Here is a 20,428-nt window from a genome sequence, read left to right as displayed (position 1 = left end):
TTTGGTCGCTCACTTCTGTTAGAGACTATAACTCTCGCGATGCTCCATCGCAATCAACGTGTTGGCTAGGATCAGCAATGACCATTCACGCTTGCTTCATGTCGTCGCGAACGCAGGAGGAGAACATGGCCGCCGAGGCGCGGAGCCCCCGGGCGCGCTACCGCGAGCAGAACCGCGCGGAGATCAAGGCGGCCGCGCTGCAGCAGCTCGCCGAGGGCGGCGTCCAGGCCGTCGCGCTCACCCGGATCGCCAAGGACATGGGGCTGTCCGGCCCCGCCCTCTACCGCTACTTCGCCGGCCGGGACGACCTGCTGAGCGAGCTGATCCGGGACGCCTACGACGAGGTGGCGCAGGTCGTCGGGCGGGTCGGTGCCGCACCCGCCGACGATGCGCGCGCCACTCTGCACGCCCTCGCTGACGCCTACCGGGGCTGGGCCGTCGCCCAGCCGCACCGCTATCTGCTGATCCAGGGGACCCCGCTGCCCGGGTACGCGGCACCGCCCGACACGCTGCTGCGGGCGCGGGCGGTCCTGGGACCGTTCCTGAAGGTGTTCGCCGCGGGCGTCCCCGCTGAGGCGCTGCGGCCGGTCGTCGGGGAAATGGCCGCCTGGGTGCGCAAGGAGGAGGGCGTCGCCGACTGGCTGGCCCAGCACACCGGCCTGGCTCCGCACGACGAGGCGGCGGGGACCGCCCTCGCCGGCACGGTGCTGGTCTGGTCGCAGCTGCACGGCACGGTCAGCCTGGAGGTGTCCGGTCAGTACGCCGGGATGGGACACCGGGCGCAGACACTGCTCGCCGCGCAGCTCGACACCTTGGCCGACTCCTTCCAGCTGTAACCGGCTCCCGCCGGCTGTCACAGCAGGCCATGCCGGGTGGGGGACGGGCACGGCGGGAACGACCACCGGGTGCCGCGCCTTTCGGCATTCGGCACCCGGTGGTCAGGCTTGCGGCGGTGGATCAGTGCTTCGCGGGGGTGCGCGGCGGCATCCAGTGGTGGACCTCGAAGTCGCCCTTCGCCAGGGTCTCGAACGGGGCCGAGCCCAGGCACTTGCCGACACTGTTCTTCGGCAGGCCGTCCATCGCCCAGCTGTAGCCCAGCTGGTCCTTCTTGCCGCTGTCCAGGACGGTGAAGCCGAACCGCTTGCCCCTGAGGTCCCCGAGCTCCGGCATGCCCGGTGCGTTCTTGAAGCGCATCTCGGTCACGATGCCGGTGGCGACGGCCACCGGGCCGCCGGTCACCAGGCAGTCGATCCGGCCCTTGAAGTACCCGCCCCAGTCCTTGCCGATGTGGTGGCTGGCGTAGAACGTGCCGCGGGCCTGTTCGCCGAAGCCATGGGCGTTGAAGCGGAAGTGGACGTTGTCGCCGGGCTGCCGCGCGAGCTTGGCCGAGCCCGTCAGGGACGGTTCGTCGACGGTGTGCCGGGCGGCTTGGGTCCCGGTCCCGTTCCCGGCCGCCGCGGCCGGCCCGGCCGGGCCCAGGGTCAGCGCGGTCGCCGTGCAGACGGCGAGGGCGGTGGCGGCCACGACGAACGGGCGGCGGATTCGGGGCATTGCGTCCTCCTGCGGATGAGGTCGGCACCGGAACCGGTGCGGCAGGGCGTCGATTCCCTGCTGACCACCACGGTTCCGTCCGCCGCGCCGCCGGACATCGCTCCACAGGTGGGTGCCGCTCCGCCACGTGGCGGAGCGGGAAGGAGTACCCGAGGCCGATGCCCGGGGGCAACCGGCAAGGTTCGCTGCCCGGCCGCGGCGCCACGCCTGCCGGTCCCCTCAATATCCGGTCGGGCGGATCAGCCCCGTCTCATACGCGAAGACGGCGGCCTGGGTCCGGTCGCGCAGGCCCAACTTGCCCAGGATCCGGCCCACATGGCTCTTCACGGTCTGCTCCGCCAGCACCAGCCGTTCCGCGATCTCGCCGTTCGTCAGGCCCTGCGCTATCAGGGACAGGACCTCCGTCTCGCGTTCCGTCAGGTCACCGACACGGTCCTTGAGCGGAGCGCGGGGCGAGCTGGTGACCCGGGAGAACTCGGCGATGAGGCGCTTGGTGAGGTTCGGGGCGAGCAGCGCCTCCCCGGCCGCCACCACCCGTACCGCGTGGGCGAGTTCCTCCGCCGAGGCATCCTTCAGCAGGAAACCGGAGGCGCCCGCGCGCAGCGCCTCGTACACGTACTCATCGAGGTCGAAGGTGGTCAGGACGAGGACCTTGACGGTGGCGCCGGCCGGTCCGGTGAGACGACGGGTCGCCTCGATCCCGCCGAGCCGGGGCATCCGGACATCCATCAGGACGACGTCCGGGGCGAGTTCGGCGACCTGGGTGAGGGCGTCGAGGCCGTCGACGGCCTGGCCGACGACCTCGATATCGGGTTCGGCGTTGAGCAGCACCGTGAAGCCTTGACGGACCATCATCTGGTCATCGGCGATCAGCACACGGATGGTCGTCATGGGGCAAACTCACCGGGGTCATCAGGCATCGCGGCCTGGGCGGGCAGGATCGCGGTCACTTCGTAACCGCCGTCGGGGGTGGGGCCGGTGGCGAGTTCGCCGCCGAGCATGGCGGTGCGCTCGTGCATGCCCAGCAAGCCGTGGCCGGCGCCCTGCGAGGGCGGGGCGGGCCCGTCCGGCGCGGAGTTGGCGACCCGGATGGTGAGACCGCCGGTCCGGTACCCGATGGCCACCCGCACCTCCGCTCCGGGCGCATGCCGGATCGCATTGCTGAGCGCTTCCTGGACGATACGGAACGCGGACAGCTCGACTCCCGGCGACAGCGGGCGCGGCTCGCCGGTGATCTCGGTGGTGACGTTGAGCCCGGCTCCGCGCACCGTGCCGACCAGCTCGTCCAGCCGGCCGAGGGTGGGCTGCGGGGTGTGCCGTACGCCGTCCGCCAGGGCGTCCTCCGAGCGCAGCACGCCCAGGACCCGCCGGAGTTCGGTCAGTGCCTCGACGGCGTTCCCGCGGATGCCCGCGAGGTTCTCCTTCAGCTCGTCGGTGGGGTCCTTGACCAGATGCGGTGCGACCTGCGCCTGGATCGATATCACCGACATGTGGTGGGCGACCACGTCGTGCAGCTCGCGGGCGATCCGGTTGCGCTCCTCCAGCAGGGTGCGCCGGGCCCGCTCCTCGGCGGTGAGCACCTCCTGCTCGACGAGTTGGGTACGGGCCACCCGGCGGGCGCGCAGTGAGGCGCCCACCACCACCGCCAACGTCAGCGTCACGGCGTCCTGGACGACCGTCACGTCCTGGGCGGAGGACGCGAGGACCGGACCGGCCGCACCCGGCGGGATGCTGTGGTCCGGTACCGGCGCCATGAAGGCCAGGGCGGACACCGCCGCCAGGAGCGAGAACCCCAGTGCCTCGACCGCGACACGGGGCCGGACCCGCAGCGCGAGCAGGAACAGCACCAGGGCGTGCAGGGCGATGCCCGGGATGCTCCAGGACCACAGCGGGGCGTGGCTGACCTTGAGCGGACCGGCGTCCCTGGCCAGGAAGAGCGCGAGCGTCGAGAGCCACCAGGCGGGCACCGGACGGGACAGTGCGAGGACCACGGCGCCTGACTGGAGCGCCGCGAGCACCAGGGCGGTCGTCAGCGCGGCCGGCCCGAGGTCCCCCTCGTACTGCACCGCGTTGAGCCAGCCCATCAGCACCGCCGCCAGCACCACATGGGCATGCGGCAGCCGGCCCAGCCAGCGCATCCGGGGCAGTGGATCGCGCGCCACCGTCCACAGATCCTCGCGCAGGGTAAGCGGAAGCGTCCGCACGGCCGCCCGCAGCCGTGGCCCCCCACTTCTCCAGCCCCCCTGACTCACACGGGGCATCCTAAGCACTCCGCACCGCCCTGGCCTCGGCGGGACGTCCCTCCCGCACCACCTTGGTGCCGCCGCGCCGGCCGTGCTCGTAGGTGCGGAACGCGGCCCAGCACACCAGCAGCGCCAGGGCGAACACCGGCAGCCAGGCCAGCCGGGCGAGGACCCAGCCGGCACCGTCGGGAAGGGTGTGCAGTCCGGGCAGGAAGCCGCCCGTGAGCAGACCGACGGCGGTGACCGCCATCATGGCGGTCTGGTGCCACAGGAAGAGCGTCATCGCCGAAAGGTTCATCAGCGCCACCGCCGCCCAGACGGCGGGGCGCCGGAGTATGCGCCGCAGCGGTCCGAGCAGCAGCAGGGCCGCCCCGCACTGGGCGAGACCGAAGGTGACGGCCGCGAGGGTGGGCGGGTTGAGGTTGGAGATGCCGGCGCCGGGCACCCCGACCATCGCGGCCGGGTAGCCGGCCCACAGGACGAGACCGGCGGTGGTGGCGGCGCCGCCGAGCAGCAGCACCCACCCGGTCGCCCGGCCCCGCAGCCCGCCCCGGGCCCAGGCCGCGCCCAGGCAGTACGGAACCAGCCAGCCGGCCGCCACATTGGCCCAGCCGAGCCAGACCGGCCCGCCCATGCCGAACCGGATCAGGTCGATGTGCAGGACGACGGCGAGCGGCCACAGCGGATGGAGCCGGGCGACCAGCGGAGTCACCGCCGTCAGCACGGCGAAGACCAGCAGGAACCAAAGCGGGGACAGGGCCAGTTCGCCCAGTGTGTGGACGGTCTGCAGACCGGCCCCGGCGACGAGCAGCGCGCCCGCCACCACGCCCCAGACCACCACTACGGCCACCACCGGCCGGAACAGCCGGACCGTCCGGGCGCCGAGCCATCGGCGGTACGTTCCGCCCCGGGCCCGGACGGCGGCCCAGCTCTTCGCCGCCATCTGGCCGCCCACCAGAAAGAAGACCGCCAGGGTCTGGAAGAGCCAGGAGGCCGGGGTGAGTTGGGGCAGCTGGTGGAGGGGGCTGACGACACGCACCGTGCCGCTGTCGGCGACCAGGGCGGTCACCAGCCAGTGCCCGAGCATCACCCCGAGAATGGCGAGCGCGCGCAGTGCGTCGACACCGCGGTCGCGGTCGGCCGGCGTGGCGGCGGCGATCCGCCGGATGAGCTCACGCATCTCGTCTCTCCTCGGAAGGGGCCTGGCCAGAGACGATCCGGGCGAGGTTCCGCAGGGACAGGGAGCCGGGCTTGAGGTAGTCGCTGTGACCTCCGGGGCCCGCCGCGAAGATCCGGGCGCCGAACTCGGGCGTGACCGGATCGGCTCCCAACCCGACGGTGCCGAAGGGGAGTTGAAGCTCCCCGTGCGGCACATGTGCGATCCAGTCGTCGTCGCCCCGGCCGGCCCACACGGTCGCCGGGGTGCGCAGCGCGGAGACGTTTTCGGCACCCGCGCCAGGGCTGCCGAACAGCACGAGGTGGGCGACATCGAGCCCCGGTGCGGCCCGGCCGCAGACCACGGCGGCGTAGGAATGGCAGAGCACGGAGATCCGGGCCGTGGGACGGAGCGCCGCCACGGCACCGGCGAAGGCGCGGAGTCCGGGAGCGGCCTCCGCCGCGCGGGCGGGGCTGAGCACGCCGGGGCTCACCGTGCTCGGGGTCTCGTACCCGAGCCAGGCGATGACGGCGGACCGGCCGCCCAGCTCCCGCTGGAGCGCCATGGCGCCGGACCGGAGACGTTCGTACCTGTCGAGGTTGGTGTCCGAGCCCGGCACCAGCACGGCGATCCGCTCGGCCCGGGCCAGGTCACCGAAGACCTCGGTGGTACGGCCTCCGTCGCGGCCGTCGAAGGACAGGAACTGCCGCGCCGGGCCGGCCATACCGCGCAGCGCCTCGGCCCGGGCCCGGTCGCCGTGGCCCTCGGCCATCCGCTCCGCCGCGCGGATGCCCTCGCGGTTGACGGCGTACCGCTCGGCGAGCACGTCGGGTCCGGCGTCTCGCAGCGGGGCGAGGGCCCTCGGGGCAGGTGCCGGGACGGCCGCGGGCCGGGCCGCACCCGAGACGGGCACCACCACCGAGGTGACGACGAGAGCGGCGAGCAGAGTGCGCAGCGGACGACTGCCGCGCGGGCGGGACGCCATGAGGGATGGTCCTTCCGTACCGGAAGCCGGTCGTGCTTCCGGTACCGAAGTTATGGAGCGCGGTGCTTGGTCGACGTCCCGCCGGAGAGCGCACTTCCGACGTGGCTCTCAGGTATCAGGGGTAGGGGGCGGAGCGCGGCGCGGCGCACCGGTCTCGGAGTCACCCCCTTCTTCCGCTCATACCTGTCGCACGGTCACCTGCGCCGCAGCCAGCGCTTCGAGCTCCTCGGCCGGCGCCGACCCCTCCGTGACGACGGCGTCCAGCGCGGACACCTCCATGACATGGGCGAGGGCGGTCCGCGTGAACTTGGCGGCTTCGGCAACGGCGATGACGCGGCGCGCCGAGGCGATCGCGGCGCGCTTGACCGCGGCGTCGGCCAGGTCATAAGCCGTCAGCCCGTTCGCGGTGTTCAGCCCACAGCAGCCGAGGACGGCGGTGTCGAAGCGCAGCGCCCCCAGCGAGGCCTCGGCGAGGGGGCCGGTGAGGGCCAGCTCGACGGGGCGTGGTGCGCCGCCGGGCAGCAGGAGCTGCAGTTGGGGTGCGCCCGTGAGGGCGTTGGCGGCGTGCAGCGACAACGGCATGACGGTCAGCCGGCGGTGCGCCAGTGCGCGGGCCACCTCCAGGCAGGTGGTACCGCTGTCGATCACGACGGACTCGCCGTCGGCGATCAGCTCGGCGACCTCGGCGGCGAGGCGGCGCTTGGCCTCCAGCCCCTCCTGTGCGCGCAGGGTGAACGGGGGTTCCTCCCCTCGCAGCAGCAGACTTCTGGCCCCGCCCCGGTAACGCTCCAGGACGCCCTGGCCGGAAAGGAGTTCCAGGTCGCGACGGATGGTCATCTCCGAGGCCCCGGTGAGACCGGCCAGTTCCGCGACGCTCAGCTGCCCGGCCTCGCGCACGGCATCGGTGATCTGTCCCAGTCGATCTGTGCTCGCCATACCCGCTATAGAACACCATCCATGCTCGGAAATGCACCTTACGAACATCAATCGCGTTTGCTGCGTTCGCCAGGAGGGAGAGCTTGCCCGGCTCTGTCTTCGGGCAGAGCTCCGTGAGCGCAGCCTGAACAGCCCTCGCGGCGGTGGCACCGGCCCGGCGCCCCGGGTCTTCTCAGCAGGCCAGGGCGTGAACCAAGATGTCCTCCTGCGGAAAGCGCGCGAAGGAGCCGGTCACCGGCCCTGGCGGCCCGCCGGACGGGCCTGCGGCGTCGCGTGCCGGAGGCCGCCCGGCACCGGAGTGCGCAGCCCGTACCGCCCGGCGCGAGACACCTGTCAGGAGAACAGCATGCACACCGCCCCCAGGCCCCCTTCCCCCTCCGCCGCCCCGCAGCTCGACGCCGTCATCGTCGGGGCGGGCTTCTCCGGCCTCTACCAGCTGTACCGACTGCGCGCATTAGGCCTGCGCACCCGCGTCCTCGAAGCGTGCGACAACATCGGCGGAACGTGGTACCGGAACCGGTACCCCGGTGCCCGCTGCGACGTCGAGAGCACGGCGTACTCCTTCTCCTTCTCGCCCGAACTGGACCAGGAGTGGGAGTGGAGCGAGCGGTACGCGACGCAGCCGGAGCTCCTCCGCTACCTCCATCACGTCGCCGACCGCTTCGACCTGCGCAAGGACATCACCCTGCGGACCCGTGTGACCGGGGCGGTGTACGACGAGGGCGGGCACACCTGGCAGGTCACCACCGACACCGGAGAGACGGTCATCACCCGGTTCGTCGTGCTGGCCACGGGCTGCATGTCGGCCGTCAAGGAACCGGACATACCCGGGGCCGGCACCTTCGCCGGCCGGGCCCTGCACACCGCCGACTGGCCGCACGAGGACGTCGACCTCACCGGGAGACGGGTCGCCGTGATCGGCACCGGGTGCTCCGGCATCCAGGCCATCCCGCTCCTCGCCGAGCAGGCCGCCGAACTCACGGTCTTCCAGCGCACGCCGGTCTACGCGCTGCCCGCCCGGAACCGGCCGCTGTCCGCCGCGGAGACCGCCGAACTCAAGGCCCGCTACCCGGAGTTCCGCGCCGCCCAGCGGCGCTCCAAAGGAGGCACCCTCTTCGAGCCGCCCACCCGGTCGGCCCTGGAGGTGGACGAGGCGGAGCGCAGGGCCGCCTATGAGGAGGGCTGGGACTCGGGCGTACTCAGCGGCCTCCTGCGCACGTACACCGACATCCTCGTCGACCGGGCCGCCAACGAGACCGTCGCCGAGTTCGTCCGGTCCAAGATCCGGTCGATCGTCACCGACCCGGAGACGGCCGAGACGCTCTCGCCGCGCACCTTCCCGTTCGGTACCAAGCGTCCCTGCCTGGACACCGGCTACTACGCCACCTACAACAAGCCGCACGTGAGCGTCGTGGACCTCACCAAGACGCCGATCGTGGAGATCACACCGAGGGGGATCAGGACCTCGGACCGTGAACACGCCGTCGACGTCATCGCCTTCGCCACCGGCTTCGACGCCCTGACCGGATCCCAGGTCGCCATGGACATCGTCGGCAAGGGCGGCACCACCCTGAGGGAGAAGTGGGCCGACGGCCCCCGAAACCACCTGGGCCTGCTCTCGGCAGGCTTCCCGAACCTCTTCACCGTCATCGGACCCCTCAGCCCGTCGGTGCTCAGCAATGCGGTGGTGGCCATCGAACAGCACGTGGAGTGGATCACCGACTGCATCGCCCACCTGCGGCGGAACGGCATCACCGAGATCGACGCCACCCCGCGTGCCGAGGCGGACTGGTGCGCCCATGTCGCCGACCTCGCCGCCCAGACCCTCTACCCGTCCGTCGACTCCTGGTACATGGGGGCGAACGTGCCGGGCAAGCCACGGGTGTTCCTGGCCTACACGGGCGGCCTGGAGCGGTACCGGGCGGAGTGCGACGCCGCCGCTGAGGGCGGCTACCGCGCCTTCGCCCTGTCCGGCGGCGCTGACTGAGGGGCCGTCCCCAGCCGGCGAACGGATACCGCTCGCCGGCTGTGCCGCACCCACCGACGGTTCCCGGTGATCGGCGGGCGGGCAGCCGCCAGGGTGTCATTGTCGGCCGGTACGGAGGGGCAACGCGTCGGCCGGTACGGAGGGGCAACGCGTCGGCCGGTGCGGAGGAGCAGCGCCTCGCCGGATCGCGGGCCTGCCACCATGAAGGCCCTCGCGTACGTTCTTGATGCCGCCGAGGATGTCCTTGAGGCCGAGGCGTTCACGGGCGCCGCCCCTCCCGTGCGGGGCCAATTGCTGCGGTGGCAGTACCAGGGAGGCGGGCCACCCGCGCTCATTCCAGGCGTTGGCCTGTACGGACAGGCGCCCGGCCGGCCGCAGCCAGGAATGGCAGCGCCGGAAGAACTCCCGGTACCGGGCGACGCCGGTGCAGAAGGCTGCCGTACCCGCAGCCGATATCGAGCACCCGATCCGCGCCCACGGCGTGCGCCGCCTCGGCGTGGTAATCGAGCTTTCGGGTCTGAGCCGAGTCGAGTGTGTCGCCCTCCTCCCACAGCCCGTAGGAAAAGACGAGTTCGGGTCCCAGGGTCAGCCGGTAGAAGTCACCCAAGAAGTCGTATTGATGAAGGATCGCCTTCGATGAGGTGCCTTTGTAGGAGGATTTCTTCTTCGCTTCGTGTCCCACGGTGCCCACCAGTCCATTTCAGCAACGAAGGTCGGTCGGCCGGCGCAGACCATCGCTCCAGATAACTGGGTGCGGGGCAGAATTTTCGGCTACACACCGGGCCGCGGTCCACGGCCCGCTCGATCGGCGGCGGCGGTTCCTCTGCTGAAGAACCGCGCCTCTCACGCTACGGTCGTCCAAATCGCCGAACGCGTGAAAAAATCTCATGAGCACCGGGCCAAGTCCAAGATACGGGCCACGCGGAACAGCGAGGAAGCGCCCTCGAAGGAGAGCACCGTTCTCCTCCTCGCACGTCGTCAACGAAGGAGCCGATTCCATGAGCGACATCTGGGGCTATCAGCCGACCAGCGGATACATCGCGGGCGCGAGCCTGATCGGGTACAAGGTCGAGGCCACCGACGGAAGCATCGGCAAGGTCGACAGGCACTCGGACGAAGTGGGTGCTTCGTATCTGGTCGTCGATACCGGAGTGTGGATTTTCGGGAAGCACGTCCTGCTGCCCGCCGGCACGGTGAGCCGCATCGATGACGCGGAAGAGAAGATCTACGTGGAGCGCACCAAGGAAGAGATCAAAGACGCGCCGGAGTTCGACATGGACAAGCACCTCGGCGATGCCGGATATCACGAGCAGGTGGGCGTCTACTACGCGGGCTGGCACCGCGCCTGACGCATCCGGTCGGTTGGCAGGAAATCCTGCCAACTGCCTCTCCTTTTCCGCAAAGCCGTCAGGAAAATCTGACGCTGGTGAGTGCGACGCGCATGCTGTGCTTGCGGCAGGGTAGGGGCCAGAGATGAGCGGGGGCTCGGCAAGGGTGGGAGCAGGACATGATCCGCACAGCACCGGCACCGGTAGTAACGCAGACATCCATTTCCGATGCACGCGTGGAATCCGCCTCGCAAGCGACTCTCCCCTTCATCGAATCACCTGAGACCGTCACTCCGGCCGACGCCCGGGAGCTGACGCGGCTGTTCTTCCAGCGACTGGAGACTCTTGAGGAGGGGACCCACGAGTACCAGTACGCGCGCAACACCCTCATCGAGATGAACCTCTCGCTGGTGCGCTATGCCGCCCGGCGCTTCCGCAGCCGCGGCGATGAAATGGATGACCTCATGCAGGTCGGCACGATCGGCCTGATCAAGGCCATCGACCGCTACGAGCTGTCCCGTGAGGTGGAGTTCACGACTCTCGCCATCCCCTACATCACCGGCGAGATGAAGCGCTTCTTCCGTGACACCACGTGGGACGTACGCGTCCCGCGCCGCCTGCAGGAGCTGCGCGTCGAGCTGGCCCGCGCGAACGAGCACCTCTCCAACGAGCTCGGCCGGGACGCCAAGGTCTGCGAGCTCGCCGCGCATCTGGAGATCACCGAAGGGGAGGTGGTGGAGGGGCAGGTTGCCGCCAACGGCTACAACGCCACCTCCATCGACACGCCCCTCCACACCGATGGCGATGAGGCCGCGCTGGCGGACCTGATCGGCGAACGCGACGAGGACATGGACCTCTTCGAAGATCTGCACGCCCTCAAGCCCCTCCTGGAGCGGCTTGCGGACCGTGACCGCCAGATCCTCGAAATGCGCTTCGGCCAGGAGATGACACAGTCCCAGATCGGCGCGGCACTCGGCCTGTCCCAGATGCATGTCTCCCGCCTCCTGACACGCTGCCTGAACCACCTGCGCACGGAGATGCTCACCACCGACTGAGGTGTCTCCACCCTCAAGTCGTGCGGGGCGATGCCACGCGATGCGGGTAGCGGCAGCGAACGTCAGGAAACCCGCAGGTCATCCCGGAGCCACAGCCGAACTCTCCTCCCCGGGCGGGGTTCCCTCAAGTCCCGGGCGAAGGCTCCCTCACCACCCGCCGGGCCGGCGGATGGTCCCTGCCTCGGGGGGTACCCGGCTCCCATAAGGAACCCTATGGATGGGAGTGACCATGAACGAGCAATTGGCAGCCGGTAGTGGGACGAGCGGAATTCTGCTCGCCATCGTGGGAGTTCTCGTCGTCGCGGTTCTCCTTGCGGCCTTCGTATGGGGACGTCGCATCAAGGCCCGTGAGCCGGGGCCGCCCCTGCCCGAGCAGCAACCGCGCCTGCCGGAGAGCGGACCGGTGGGAGATGTCGTGGAGAGCCGCGAGCCGGACGAACTCGTCCCGGGCGAGCAACGCCTCACCCCGCACGAGGTGAAGGGGAACGGCACCGCGTCGCACCGCCGCCGGTAGCCCGGCAGCCCCGCGGCGCTTGCCCGTCTGCCGCCGCGGCCGGTCTTCCTTCCCTCGGCCGTCCGGGCACGCCGCGACCGGCAATTCCCCCGCCCCGCAGCCCCCGTAGCAGCCTCCGTACACCTCACCCCGAACCAAAGCCTTCCTAGTCATGCTAGCTTTTCACCTAGAGGTCCTAGGTTATGGCGATGGCGGATACGGAGGTGCTGCATGGTGCGCGCGGGGCTCACTGCGGTCAAAGTGGCGGAGGCTGCCGCAGAGTTGGCGGATGAGGTCGGGGCCGACAGGCTCACGGTGTCCGCGCTGGCGCGGCGCTTGGGTGTCAGGGACGCGAGCCTCTACTCACATGTGAAGAACCTGCAGGACCTGCGCGTACGCATCGCCCTGCTGGCTGCCGTCGAGATGACCGACCGCATCGGCTCCGCCGTGGCGGGGCGGGCGGGCAAGGACGCGCTGATCGCCTTCGCTGACGCCTACCGGCAGTACGCGCTCGACCACCCCGGCCGCTACGCGGTGAGCCAGATGAGGTTCGCCCCCGAGGAGGTCGCCGACTCCGCAGGGCTGCGCCGCAGCGTCGAGTTGACCTACGGCATGCTGCGCGCCTACGGCCTCACCGAGCCGGACCTCACCGACGCGGCCCGGATGCTGCGCAGCACCTTTCACGGCTACATCCACCTGGAACTCAGCGGAGGCTTCGGACACCCCCGAGGCGTGCAGGAGTCCTGGAAGCGCTCTCTTGAGGCGCTCCACGTGCTCCTGGAGAACTGGCCTTCCCGACCCGATCGGAGCAAGTGATGCCCACCCCCACGACCGGCACCCTCAAGGTCCCCGGTGCCACCCTGCACTACGAGAAGCGTGGCAGCGGCCCCGTACTGCTGCTGATACCAGGCGGCGCGGCCGACGCCGGCGTGTACGAGGGCATGGCACCGGACCTCGCCACCCGGTACACCGTGGTCTCCTACGATCCGCGCGGACTCTCCCGCAGCGCTCTCGAAGAGCCGCTCGCCGACCAGCGGGTGGAGGTGTGGAGCGACGACGCCCACCGGCTGCTCTCCGCGCTGTCACCGGACGGGGAGGCCTGCGTCTTCGGCAGCAGCTCGGGCGCGATCGTCGCCCTCGACCTGCTGGCCCGGCATCCCGGGCAGCTGCGCCGGGTGGTGGTCCACGAGCCGCCGCTGGTGGAGCTTCTGGACGATCCCGCACCGTACCGTGCGCTCTTCGCCGAGGTGCGCGAGACCTTCCGTCTGCACGGCGCGGGTCCCGCAATGGCCCGTTTCAGCGAGGGACTCGGAGACCGGCGCACGGAGGCGCCGACGGAACTGCCGCCCGGAATCCGGGAGATGGCGGCCCGCATGCATGCCAACCTCCCGGTCTTCCTGGAGCACATGCTGTGCCCGTTCACCGCGACCACCCCGGATCTCCCGGCGCTGCGCGCCGCCGCCCACAAACTGGGCGTCGCGGTGGGGCGCGATTCCCGTAACCAGGAAGCGCTGTACGGACCGGGCACCCGGCTCGCCGAACTGCTGGACGGGCAGGCCGTCGAATTCCCCGGCGGCCACGTCGGATGCACCGAACATCCGCAGGAGTTCGCCCGACGGCTGGTGACGATGTTCAACGGGGATCAGGGACTTTCGTGCGGGTCACCGTGCGGACCCGGGGACGAGGCCCGCGCATCCATGGCCTGACGAATCGCGCAGCCGGCGACACAAGGATTTCTCGTCAGGGGTGATCTTCCGGCAATTGAATCGGCAGCCGTGGGGCACGAGGTCCAAACGATCTTCGACTCACGCTGGGAGACCCTCGTTCATGGTGAAGCCGATACGCCGGGAGCATGCCACCACACGCCGCCCTCGTTTCAGCATGCGTCAGTTGACCCTCGTCTTCGGATTCGTCGCCAGCGGTGTTCTCGGTATCGGACTGGTCCTCAAGACGCTGCAGGGCTCGACATTGCGCCCCGGGGCGGTGGCCCTCCTCGGTCTGGTGCTCGTCGCAACGGCCCTGGTGGTCATCCGCGGCAGAAAGCGCAACCGGACAGTACCCCCAGGGGCCGGTACCACGGGTTCTCAAGCGCCCCAGGCCGCGTCCGAACCCAGCCTCCGGAGTGAGGAAGGCGTACCGGACGAGGCCGTCTATCTGGCCGACGACGCCGAGCTGGGTCCGGACGAATTCGAGCAGGTGGTGGCGCTGCTGTGCGAACGTGACGGCTGCCGTGAGATCCGCGTCGTCGGTGGTGCCAATGACCTGGGTGCCGACGTCATCGCGGTGACGCCCGACGGTCTCCGTCTCGTCATCCAGTGCAAGCAGTACGGCGAAGACCACAAGGTCGGGTCCCAGGACCTCCAGCGCTTCGGCGGGACCTGCTTCGCCATTCACGGCGCCGATATCGCAGCAGTCGTCACCACCAGCACCTTCACCGAGCCCGCAGTTGAGTACGCGGAGCAAAGCGGCATCCGGTGCCTCGACCACGACATGCTCTGGGCCTGGGAAGCCGGCACCGGGCCGGCCCCGTGGCAATCCGGCCGCCGGTCAATGTGACGGCGTGGACCGCTGCCGTGTCCGGGGCGGGTCCGTCGCGCTCGGCCTGCTCGGTCACCTGCCGCCGGAAGTGCTGGGCCCGCTCCGCCAGTCGGCACAGTTCACCGGCCTGGTCGGCCAAGTGGTCCTCGTCCAGGGTGCTGAGGAGCTGGGCGTTGTCGGCGATGGACGCCAGGAATGTGCCATAGCGCTCGACGAATGCCCGGTAGTTGTAGCTGGTCTCGGTGTCGCGCCACTGGTGGAGGCTGCGGGTGAGGGAGGCAACCTGGTACAGGGCCCGTTCCAGTGCCTCCAGCACGGCCCCGTAGTTCTCGAAGCCGGTGTGCCCGCTATGGCGGCGGAAAAGGCGGCGCGGGTTGTAGTAAAGGCTCGGGCGAACCGGCCTGCCTCCCACGGCTCCGCCTGACCCGTGCTGCCAGCCATCCACACCCTCCGCTTCCGCGCCCGGCCAGGCGCCAAGTGTCCTGCCCGGCTCGTGCCCGGCCACAGCAGACACACCCGTAGCGGAGGGTGGAGCCGGCCGACGCTCAGACGTGCCAGCTGATGGTGCCGCTGTGGGCGGACAGCACCACCAGCAGCACGATGTCGACGGTGCCGAACAGCAGGCCCAAGTAGGCGCGCAGGCGCCGGATGGTCCCGCGGTAGAGGGCCGCGGCGCCGAAGAACAGGGCGCACGGACCGAAGATGATGTTGAACACCAGCATGCCCAGCAGACCGCAGACGAACGCGGCGACCGCCATACGGTCGGCCTGCGGGTGCGGCCCGGTCTTCAGGGGGATCCGCATGTCGGTCATCGGCCGGCTCCCTTCGTCGTACTGCCTGCCTTACGGCGCTCCCTCGTGAAGAAGACCACCAGCCAGACCGCGATGGCGATTCCGGCGACGACCGTGACGGACACGGGGACATGCCCCGCGGTGCCCAGCAGTGCGCCGAACAGGAACAGGGCTACGACCAGGAAGAGCATGATCCGCCTTTCCATGGGGGACGGCAGGGGCCGGCGCCGGAAACACCGGCGAACTCAAGGCTCCTGCTTGCGACACCAACTGCGCCCTTGGAGCGGTGCCTTGTCCCGGGTACCCGGATCGTCTGCTTCTAACGGGCACCGTCCCCGGTGCCGGCTGCCTGTCCCGGTCCCGCCGGCCGGTCTCCTTGCCGCCCGAACCAGTCGACGCACAGCACCAGGGAGTCGTCCAGCGACTCGGCGTCCCGGTATGCGGCCAGATCACGAAGTACGGCACGGGGCACATCGGCGGCCGGGAGCAGCCTGCCGGCGTGAAGGGTCCGGGCCAGGGCCCGCTCCGCGTAAGCCTCCCCCTGAGGGGAGTGCGCCGCGTACACGCCGTCGCTGACGATGAGCAGCCGGTCCCCGGGCAGAACCTCGAATTCCTGCGCCTTGTAGTGGGTCTCCTCGAACATGCCGAGCGGCATCTGCGGTTCGAGCTCTATGCGCTCGATCGTCCTTCTCCGCAGTCGCCACAGCTGCGGCGACCCGGCATCCACGGCCCGGACCCGGCCCGTCGCGAGGTCGAAGCACAGCAGCAGGGTGGATACGTAGGCGGCTCCGCGGTATTGGGCGTAGAGGGCCTGGTCGGCCAGGGCCGCCTGGTCCTCGATGCTGATACCGGCCCGGCGGGCGTTGCGCAGCGCGTTCACGGCGAGATGGGTGAGCATCGAGGCGTCGACGCCGGTGCCCATGCCGTCGGTGACGGCGAGGGTCAGCTCGTCGGCGTCCGAGGCCCAGTCGTAGTTGTCGCCGTGGGTGTCATAAGCGGGTTCGAGGTGGGCGCCGATGGCGTACTCCTCGGCCGAACAGGCCCTGGCCGGCAGGAGTTGCCACTGCATTTCGGCGGCCAGGGTGAGCCGGCTGATGCGTCGTGCCCGCTGGTAGACGTCGGTGTCGCGCTCGGCCACCATGAGTTCGTGGCCGAGCAGACCGGCCGCCTGGGCAAGGCCGTCGACGGCTTCCGGAACGGACCGCTCAACCGGCAGCCGCACGGTCAGGATGCCGGTGCGCTCCCCGCGGACGGTCACCGGAAGGTGGTGCTCGACGACACCTCCGTGCCGGCTCCGCTGACGGGGCTGCTGACTGCCGAACGCTCTGCCCTCGGCGCTGTTGGCGACGGGGACCGGTGCGGCGGCCGTCCCCACCGCACCGAAGGGAGCGAGGGCCGTCGCCCCGTAGTCCGCGAGCAGCAACTCCACGGAGAGCGCTCCATAGCCTTCGGCGAGTACCGCACGAAGCGTGTCCACCAGAGCGTGCGGGGCCGACGCTTGCAAAGCTCGTGCTACCTCAGGGCGTTGAGTCACGGTCTCTCAGGCATTCTTCGTCCGTGGACGAGGGCAAAGGCGGGCGTCAGCGGGGAACGGCGCCGAATGACGGAACGGAGTGGGCGGGGTGGCCCCCTTACGGTGGCCGCTCGACCCCCGCGAGCGCGGAAGGGCGGGCGTCCTTCCCGTAGTTGCACCGGCCGAGGCGTCGGTGCCGGGCAGGAGACGGCCCGATGGGTTCCACGCGGCGGACTCCTCCCCACTCGCATAGGAGTGACCGCCCACGCGTCGTCGGCGGCCACACTCATGTTTCTGACAGCGCGTAGCGGAACTCAGGCCGCTCTTGGTCTCAAGCCACGCCGGTGCAGCCGCCTTGATCTGTGACGAGAACAGATTGTTGCCTTATAGCGAATGTTGTCAAACGGCAACTATCGCTTCTATCCTGGACCGAGCTGGTCACCTGGCGTCCGGCATCCGGACCGATGAGTTGCTCAAGCCGTTAGCCCCTACAGCCCGTTAGCCCTACAGCGAGGTTCACCGTGCTGCCCCAGCCCAGTGGAGGCCGACCGATTGAGACGGAGAGGGTCGTGTGGCACGGGCGAGAAGCTCTGCTCGTCGCCATCACGGGAGATCTTGATCTCGACAATGTCGCGCCCCTCGACGAGACCCTGAGGAAGGCGGCCGAGGACGGCGTCGCACGGGTCGTCGTCGACCTGTCCGCCGTCACGTTCGCGGACTCCGCCGCGGTCAATGTCCTGCTCCAGGCGCATACCGCGCTGGGCCCGGCGCTGCGCCTCGCGACCCCCTCCGCCGTTCTGGAACGACTCTTCACCCTCACCGGGCTCGACACGGTCCTGCCGCTCCACGACTCCGTGACGAAAGCCCTCGACGCCGAGCCGTCGGCGCCCCTCGGAACCGACGGCGGCGACCGCGAGGGCTAGCTCTCTCAGCGGCCCGCCCGACCTGGTGATTTCCGGGTCACACAGCCGCCCCGCCGTCCACGGGACAACCACCTGCGGACAACCCTTCAGCGCGCCAGGGCCGCCTGCACCGTCTTGCCGCCGCAGGCCCCCGGGAGGATCACGACGTCGAGGGCCAGACTGTGCACCATGGGCCATCCGAAGCCGCCGTTGCTGCCGGACAGATCGGGACGGCGCTCCTGAGGATGCGCGGAGCTGGGGTCCTCGACGAGAACCTCGATGCGCTCGCGGTCCGCGCGCAGATGCAGGGCCGTGACGGCGCCGGCGTGCCGGAGCGCGTTGGCGACCAGCTCGGACACCAGGAGCAGCAAGTTCTGGATGGTCCCTGCGGGGGGCGCGGGGCGGAGCAGGGCGACGAAGGCTCTGACGAAATCGCGGGCGTCCGCTGCGGAATCCGGTTGGCAGACACGCTGGGCCGGATGTGACGGGTGGTCGTCCATCGCAAGCTGGTGTGGCACGGCTTTCTCCCCCCGCTCGGTAGGGCCCCGTTCTCGGCTCTGTTCATGACGCGTCTACCCAGACAATCGCTCGGGAAAAGAGTGTGTGCGGCCCGCCGCGGTGTGGGCCGCGCAAAGCCGCCAGGTCAGTGACTGCCCTGTGGGTTCCCCGCCCGGCGGACGGCCAGGGCGAGCGTGTCGTCCGGATGCAGAATCACCGTGTGCATGTCCTTCGCGATGGCGCCGGGGACCTCGTCCACCGGCCGTCGGGCATGGGCCCAGGCGCTCTTGACGAGTCGCGCCTCGCCTTCGATCGGATCCCGTCGGCTCTCGGTCAGTCCGTCGGTGTAGAGCACCAGGAGGTCGCCCTCGTGCAGCGTGTCCTCCAGCACGGACTCGCTCCCGGGAAGCGGAAATCCGATGCCCCGGCCGCGGACCTCCAGGTAATCGGCGGTCCCGTCGGCACGTACGACCAAGGCCGGCGGGTGGCTGCCGTTGGCCAGGCGGAGGGCTCCGGTCTCGGGGTCGATACGGGCCAGCAGGACGGTGGCCATGATCTCGGGGTCGAAGGGCGCGAGGATGTCATGGGTACGGGCCACGATGGATTCCAGCGGATGGCCTTCGAGGGCCAGTGTGCGCACCGCATGCGTGACATTGAGCGCACTGCGGGTACTGCGCACCCCGTGGCCCAGCGCGTCCACGACCGTGATGTGCACCGTGCCGTCGGGAAGCAGGAGCCAGTCGTAGAAGTCGCCTCCGGTGGGGGCGTCGGTATCGGCCGGGGCGTAGTGGACGGCGAATTCCAGGCCGCTGACGGTGATCGGCGGGGGCCGTAGCGCGTCCTCCAGCTCCCGGAGGATCTGGCCGTGGGCCCGGCGCAGTCGCTCGTCCCTCTCCTCCAGTTGGATGTAGAGGGCGAGCACTCCGCTGTTGGTCTCGGCGAGTTCGTCCTTGAGCCGGTGCAGTTCGGTGGTGAGGGTGTCCACCCGCGAGAGTGCGGCGCCGAGATCACCTTCGAGCGCCGCGATCTCCGCTTCGTAGGCCACCGCGCCGTCGCTCTCCCGGGTGTGGCTCTGGGCGGGCACCGCGCCGTGCGGTGCGGCCACCGCGGCGGGACGCGCCGAGTCCTCCCCTTCGCCGAGGGGGAGGTGCCAGGCAATGGTGCCGTCGGGCGTGGCCTGCCCGCGCAGCGGAAGGTCGGTCAGGCTCAGCGATGCTGCCGTCTGTCCGGTGTGCAGGGTGACCGCCAGCAGCTTCTCTCCGTCGGGCACGGATTGTTCGACGACCTCCAGGCGGACGGGGCCGCCGGCGTCGAAGGCGGCCGTGGCCGTCCGGGAAACGGAGAGCAGCAGCCGCGCTCCGTGGTGGGACGAAAGCCGGTGGGCTTCGCAGAGTTCCCGGACGGCGCGGCGCAGGCCCGGCAGGTTGTGGAAGGTGTGGGGGGTCACGGAAGTCTCTGGCTGGGTCGGGCGGCGAGCATGGTCGCATCGTCGCGGGTGAGGCGGTGGCTGTGGGCGATGGACGCGGCGAGCAGGTGCGGCGGCAGCCGACGCACGAAGGGCGAGGGTGACTGGGCCCATCGTTGGTCGATGCCATCGGAGTGCAGCACGGCGGTGGTGCCGGGCGGCAGGGGGAAAGCGCGCACCTGCGGCGGTGTCATGTTCAGGCCGGCTATACCGGGTTGACCGCTCAGGCGATGGCCCACGTCGAGCGGCGTCATCGTCAGGACACGGACGTTGCCGATACCGGTGTACTCCGCCCGGCCGGGGTGCAGACGCAGCAGGCCCACCGCCGCGCCCCGGGTGCGGCGCAGCGCTCGGTGGAGGGCGGTGACGAGTGCGGGCAGGGGGAGGTCCGGGGCCCGGTGAAAGGCCCGGATCGCCGTCTGCGCGGCCTCGGCTGCTTGCGGGCCGTGACCGAGGCCGTCGACCACGAGGGCGGTGCGGACGGTGCCCTGATCGACGACGGCGTAGGCGTCGCCGCTCAGCTGCTCGCGGTCCGCCGGCAGACAGATGGCGCCCACCTCCTGGCCGGCCGGCGGGGTGGCTTCGGGCCCGGTGAGGCGGGCGCAGACGAGGGTGCCGGTCCCGGGCTGCGTACGGATGGTGAAGTCGGTCGCTATCCGCTTCACGGCACCCAAGCCGGCACCGAGCGTGTTGCCGGTGGTGTAACCATCGGTGAGGCACTGCTGGAGTGCGCTGATACCGGGACCGTGGTCCGCGGCGACGACCTCCATCCCGCCGCCAAGGGGCAGCGGCTGGATGAACAGCGAGCCGCCGGTCGCGTGGTTGGCCAGGTTGCCGGCCAGTTCCGAGGCGATGACGGCGGCCTGGTCGGGCAGCGCTCCCGGCAGGCCGCAGCGTCCGGCGACCGCGCGGGCGGTCTCGGCGGCAAGATGAACGGCGCTGTAGTGGTCGACCGCGATGTGTGCCGTCGGCAAGGCCTCCGGAAGA

General features: G+C 70.4%; 22 protein-coding genes. 9 read left to right on the top strand and 13 right to left on the bottom strand.

Annotated elements, in window-relative coordinates:
* Nucleotides 1–125: 125 nt before the first annotated feature.
* Nucleotides 126–836 (top strand): TetR/AcrR family transcriptional regulator, encoded by a 711-nt coding sequence (locus tag STRNI_RS03010; RefSeq protein ID WP_093635506.1) that lies wholly within the window; start codon nucleotides 126–128, stop codon nucleotides 834–836.
* Between the two features lie 121 nt (nucleotides 837–957).
* On the opposite strand, the gene STRNI_RS03005 is transcribed toward STRNI_RS03010, so the two are convergent.
* From STRNI_RS03005 to STRNI_RS02980, 6 genes are all read right to left on the bottom strand, one after another.
* Complete coding sequence (locus STRNI_RS03005) at nucleotides 958–1,551, bottom strand: hypothetical protein (RefSeq protein WP_277410475.1); 594 nt, start codon at nucleotides 1,549–1,551, stop codon at nucleotides 958–960.
* A gap of 219 nt (nucleotides 1,552–1,770) precedes the next feature.
* Nucleotides 1,771–2,442: a response regulator gene (locus STRNI_RS03000; RefSeq protein ID WP_018091929.1), complete on the bottom strand. Its 672-nt coding sequence runs from the start codon at nucleotides 2,440–2,442 to the stop codon at nucleotides 1,771–1,773.
* Entirely contained in the window at nucleotides 2,439–3,689 is a 1,251-nt protein-coding gene (locus STRNI_RS02995; protein ID WP_338149807.1) for a sensor histidine kinase, read from the bottom strand. The genes STRNI_RS03000 and STRNI_RS02995 overlap by 4 nt, the downstream gene beginning before the upstream one ends.
* Nucleotides 3,690–3,813: 124 nt before the next feature.
* The gene (locus STRNI_RS02990; protein ID WP_277410474.1) at nucleotides 3,814–4,974 is read right to left on the bottom strand and encodes an acyltransferase family protein; all 1,161 of its coding nucleotides are present in this window, start codon (nucleotides 4,972–4,974) and stop codon (nucleotides 3,814–3,816) included.
* A complete protein-coding gene (locus STRNI_RS02985; RefSeq protein ID WP_277410473.1) occupies nucleotides 4,967–5,935 on the bottom strand; it encodes an alpha/beta hydrolase in 969 nt (322 codons plus the stop codon). The genes STRNI_RS02990 and STRNI_RS02985 overlap by 8 nt, the downstream gene beginning before the upstream one ends.
* Before the next feature lie 177 nt (nucleotides 5,936–6,112).
* The gene (locus STRNI_RS02980; RefSeq protein WP_018091925.1) at nucleotides 6,113–6,871 is read right to left on the bottom strand and encodes a DeoR/GlpR family DNA-binding transcription regulator; all 759 of its coding nucleotides are present in this window, start codon (nucleotides 6,869–6,871) and stop codon (nucleotides 6,113–6,115) included.
* A 346-nt stretch (nucleotides 6,872–7,217) separates the two neighbouring features.
* Here STRNI_RS02980 and STRNI_RS02975 point away from each other — a divergent pair, with 346 nt between their 5' ends.
* Nucleotides 7,218–8,858: a flavin-containing monooxygenase gene (locus STRNI_RS02975; RefSeq protein WP_277410472.1), complete on the top strand. Its 1,641-nt coding sequence runs from the start codon at nucleotides 7,218–7,220 to the stop codon at nucleotides 8,856–8,858.
* A gap of 331 nt (nucleotides 8,859–9,189) precedes the next feature.
* On the opposite strand, the gene STRNI_RS02970 is transcribed toward STRNI_RS02975, so the two are convergent.
* The gene (locus STRNI_RS02970) at nucleotides 9,190–9,549 is read right to left on the bottom strand and encodes an SAM-dependent methyltransferase (RefSeq protein WP_229837811.1); all 360 of its coding nucleotides are present in this window, start codon (nucleotides 9,547–9,549) and stop codon (nucleotides 9,190–9,192) included.
* 307 nt (nucleotides 9,550–9,856) lie between these two features.
* Here STRNI_RS02970 and STRNI_RS02965 point away from each other — a divergent pair, with 307 nt between their 5' ends.
* The 6 genes from STRNI_RS02965 to STRNI_RS02940 all read left to right on the top strand — a co-directional run bounded on the left by STRNI_RS02965 (nucleotide 9,857) and on the right by STRNI_RS02940 (nucleotide 14,290).
* Nucleotides 9,857–10,207: a PRC-barrel domain-containing protein gene (locus STRNI_RS02965; protein WP_018091921.1), complete on the top strand. Its 351-nt coding sequence runs from the start codon at nucleotides 9,857–9,859 to the stop codon at nucleotides 10,205–10,207.
* A gap of 158 nt (nucleotides 10,208–10,365) precedes the next feature.
* On the top strand, nucleotides 10,366–11,241 hold the full coding sequence (locus tag STRNI_RS02960) for a SigB/SigF/SigG family RNA polymerase sigma factor (protein WP_037742743.1): 876 nt from the start codon (nucleotides 10,366–10,368) through the stop codon (nucleotides 11,239–11,241).
* Between the two features lie 229 nt (nucleotides 11,242–11,470).
* Nucleotides 11,471–11,755 (top strand): DUF6479 family protein, encoded by a 285-nt coding sequence (locus tag STRNI_RS02955; protein ID WP_229837809.1) that lies wholly within the window; start codon nucleotides 11,471–11,473, stop codon nucleotides 11,753–11,755.
* Nucleotides 11,756–11,965: 210 nt separating this feature from the next.
* Nucleotides 11,966–12,550, top strand: coding sequence for a TetR/AcrR family transcriptional regulator (locus tag STRNI_RS02950; protein WP_018091918.1), 585 nt, complete (start codon nucleotides 11,966–11,968; stop codon nucleotides 12,548–12,550).
* Complete coding sequence (locus STRNI_RS02945; RefSeq protein WP_277410471.1) at nucleotides 12,550–13,440, top strand: alpha/beta fold hydrolase; 891 nt, start codon at nucleotides 12,550–12,552, stop codon at nucleotides 13,438–13,440. Before STRNI_RS02950 ends, STRNI_RS02945 begins: the two co-directional genes overlap by 1 nt.
* A 175-nt stretch (nucleotides 13,441–13,615) precedes the next feature.
* Complete coding sequence (locus STRNI_RS02940) at nucleotides 13,616–14,290, top strand: restriction endonuclease (protein WP_277410470.1); 675 nt, start codon at nucleotides 13,616–13,618, stop codon at nucleotides 14,288–14,290.
* Nucleotides 14,291–14,817: 527 nt separating this feature from the next.
* On the opposite strand, the gene STRNI_RS02935 is transcribed toward STRNI_RS02940, so the two are convergent.
* From STRNI_RS02935 to STRNI_RS02925, 3 genes are all read right to left on the bottom strand, one after another.
* Nucleotides 14,818–15,084 carry a DUF4190 domain-containing protein gene (locus tag STRNI_RS02935; protein WP_277410469.1) on the bottom strand — a complete coding sequence of 89 codons (267 nt, stop codon included), beginning with the start codon at nucleotides 15,082–15,084 and terminating at the stop codon, nucleotides 14,818–14,820.
* Complete coding sequence (locus STRNI_RS02930; RefSeq protein ID WP_277410468.1) at nucleotides 15,081–15,254, bottom strand: hypothetical protein; 174 nt, start codon at nucleotides 15,252–15,254, stop codon at nucleotides 15,081–15,083. Before STRNI_RS02930 ends, STRNI_RS02935 begins: the two co-directional genes overlap by 4 nt.
* Before the next feature lie 128 nt (nucleotides 15,255–15,382).
* A complete protein-coding gene (locus STRNI_RS02925; protein ID WP_381845756.1) occupies nucleotides 15,383–16,540 on the bottom strand; it encodes a PP2C family protein-serine/threonine phosphatase in 1,158 nt (385 codons plus the stop codon).
* A gap of 605 nt (nucleotides 16,541–17,145) precedes the next feature.
* On the opposite strand from STRNI_RS02925, the gene STRNI_RS02920 reads away from it, so the two are divergent.
* Nucleotides 17,146–17,499, top strand: a complete 354-nt coding sequence (locus tag STRNI_RS02920; protein ID WP_277410466.1) for an STAS domain-containing protein — start codon at nucleotides 17,146–17,148, stop codon at nucleotides 17,497–17,499.
* A gap of 86 nt (nucleotides 17,500–17,585) precedes the next feature.
* Here STRNI_RS02920 and STRNI_RS02915 read toward each other — a convergent pair whose 3' ends face one another.
* The 3 genes from STRNI_RS02915 to STRNI_RS02905 all read right to left on the bottom strand — a co-directional run bounded on the left by STRNI_RS02915 (nucleotide 17,586) and on the right by STRNI_RS02905 (nucleotide 20,415).
* On the bottom strand, nucleotides 17,586–17,978 hold the full coding sequence (locus STRNI_RS02915) for an ATP-binding protein (protein ID WP_159488720.1): 393 nt from the start codon (nucleotides 17,976–17,978) through the stop codon (nucleotides 17,586–17,588).
* Between the two features lie 143 nt (nucleotides 17,979–18,121).
* On the bottom strand, nucleotides 18,122–19,423 hold the full coding sequence (locus tag STRNI_RS02910; RefSeq protein WP_159483861.1) for a PP2C family protein-serine/threonine phosphatase: 1,302 nt from the start codon (nucleotides 19,421–19,423) through the stop codon (nucleotides 18,122–18,124).
* Nucleotides 19,420–20,415 carry a SpoIIE family protein phosphatase gene (locus tag STRNI_RS02905; protein ID WP_159483859.1) on the bottom strand — a complete coding sequence of 332 codons (996 nt, stop codon included), beginning with the start codon at nucleotides 20,413–20,415 and terminating at the stop codon, nucleotides 19,420–19,422. The genes STRNI_RS02910 and STRNI_RS02905 overlap by 4 nt, the downstream gene beginning before the upstream one ends.
* Nucleotides 20,416–20,428 lie beyond the last annotated feature (13 nt).

This window comes from Streptomyces nigrescens, from assembly GCF_027626975.1.
GTDB classification, from domain to species: Bacteria; Actinomycetota; Actinomycetes; order Streptomycetales; family Streptomycetaceae; genus Streptomyces; species Streptomyces nigrescens.
This window is presented reverse-complemented; position numbering and strand designations above follow the sequence as displayed.

Coding starts and splice junctions, on each gene's coding strand:
- STRNI_RS03010 (WP_093635506.1), top strand. CDS start 126: ATGGCCGCCGAGGCGCGGAGCCCCCGGGCGCGCTACCGCGAGCAGAAC.
- STRNI_RS03005 (WP_277410475.1), bottom strand. CDS start 1,551: ATGCCCCGAATCCGCCGCCCGTTCGTCGTGGCCGCCACCGCCCTCGCC.
- STRNI_RS03000 (WP_018091929.1), bottom strand. CDS start 2,442: ATGACGACCATCCGTGTGCTGATCGCCGATGACCAGATGATGGTCCGT.
- STRNI_RS02995 (WP_338149807.1), bottom strand. CDS start 3,689: ATGCGCTGGCTGGGCCGGCTGCCGCATGCCCATGTGGTGCTGGCGGCG.
- STRNI_RS02990 (WP_277410474.1), bottom strand. CDS start 4,974: ATGCGTGAGCTCATCCGGCGGATCGCCGCCGCCACGCCGGCCGACCGC.
- STRNI_RS02985 (WP_277410473.1), bottom strand. CDS start 5,935: ATGGCGTCCCGCCCGCGCGGCAGTCGTCCGCTGCGCACTCTGCTCGCC.
- STRNI_RS02980 (WP_018091925.1), bottom strand. CDS start 6,871: ATGGCGAGCACAGATCGACTGGGACAGATCACCGATGCCGTGCGCGAG.
- STRNI_RS02975 (WP_277410472.1), top strand. CDS start 7,218: ATGCACACCGCCCCCAGGCCCCCTTCCCCCTCCGCCGCCCCGCAGCTC.
- STRNI_RS02965 (WP_018091921.1), top strand. CDS start 9,857: ATGAGCGACATCTGGGGCTATCAGCCGACCAGCGGATACATCGCGGGC.
- STRNI_RS02960 (WP_037742743.1), top strand. CDS start 10,366: ATGATCCGCACAGCACCGGCACCGGTAGTAACGCAGACATCCATTTCC.
- STRNI_RS02955 (WP_229837809.1), top strand. CDS start 11,471: ATGAACGAGCAATTGGCAGCCGGTAGTGGGACGAGCGGAATTCTGCTC.
- STRNI_RS02950 (WP_018091918.1), top strand. CDS start 11,966: ATGGTGCGCGCGGGGCTCACTGCGGTCAAAGTGGCGGAGGCTGCCGCA.
- STRNI_RS02945 (WP_277410471.1), top strand. CDS start 12,550: ATGCCCACCCCCACGACCGGCACCCTCAAGGTCCCCGGTGCCACCCTG.
- STRNI_RS02940 (WP_277410470.1), top strand. CDS start 13,616: ATGCGTCAGTTGACCCTCGTCTTCGGATTCGTCGCCAGCGGTGTTCTC.
- STRNI_RS02935 (WP_277410469.1), bottom strand. CDS start 15,084: ATGACCGACATGCGGATCCCCCTGAAGACCGGGCCGCACCCGCAGGCC.
- STRNI_RS02930 (WP_277410468.1), bottom strand. CDS start 15,254: ATGCTCTTCCTGGTCGTAGCCCTGTTCCTGTTCGGCGCACTGCTGGGC.
- STRNI_RS02915 (WP_159488720.1), bottom strand. CDS start 17,978: ATGGACGACCACCCGTCACATCCGGCCCAGCGTGTCTGCCAACCGGAT.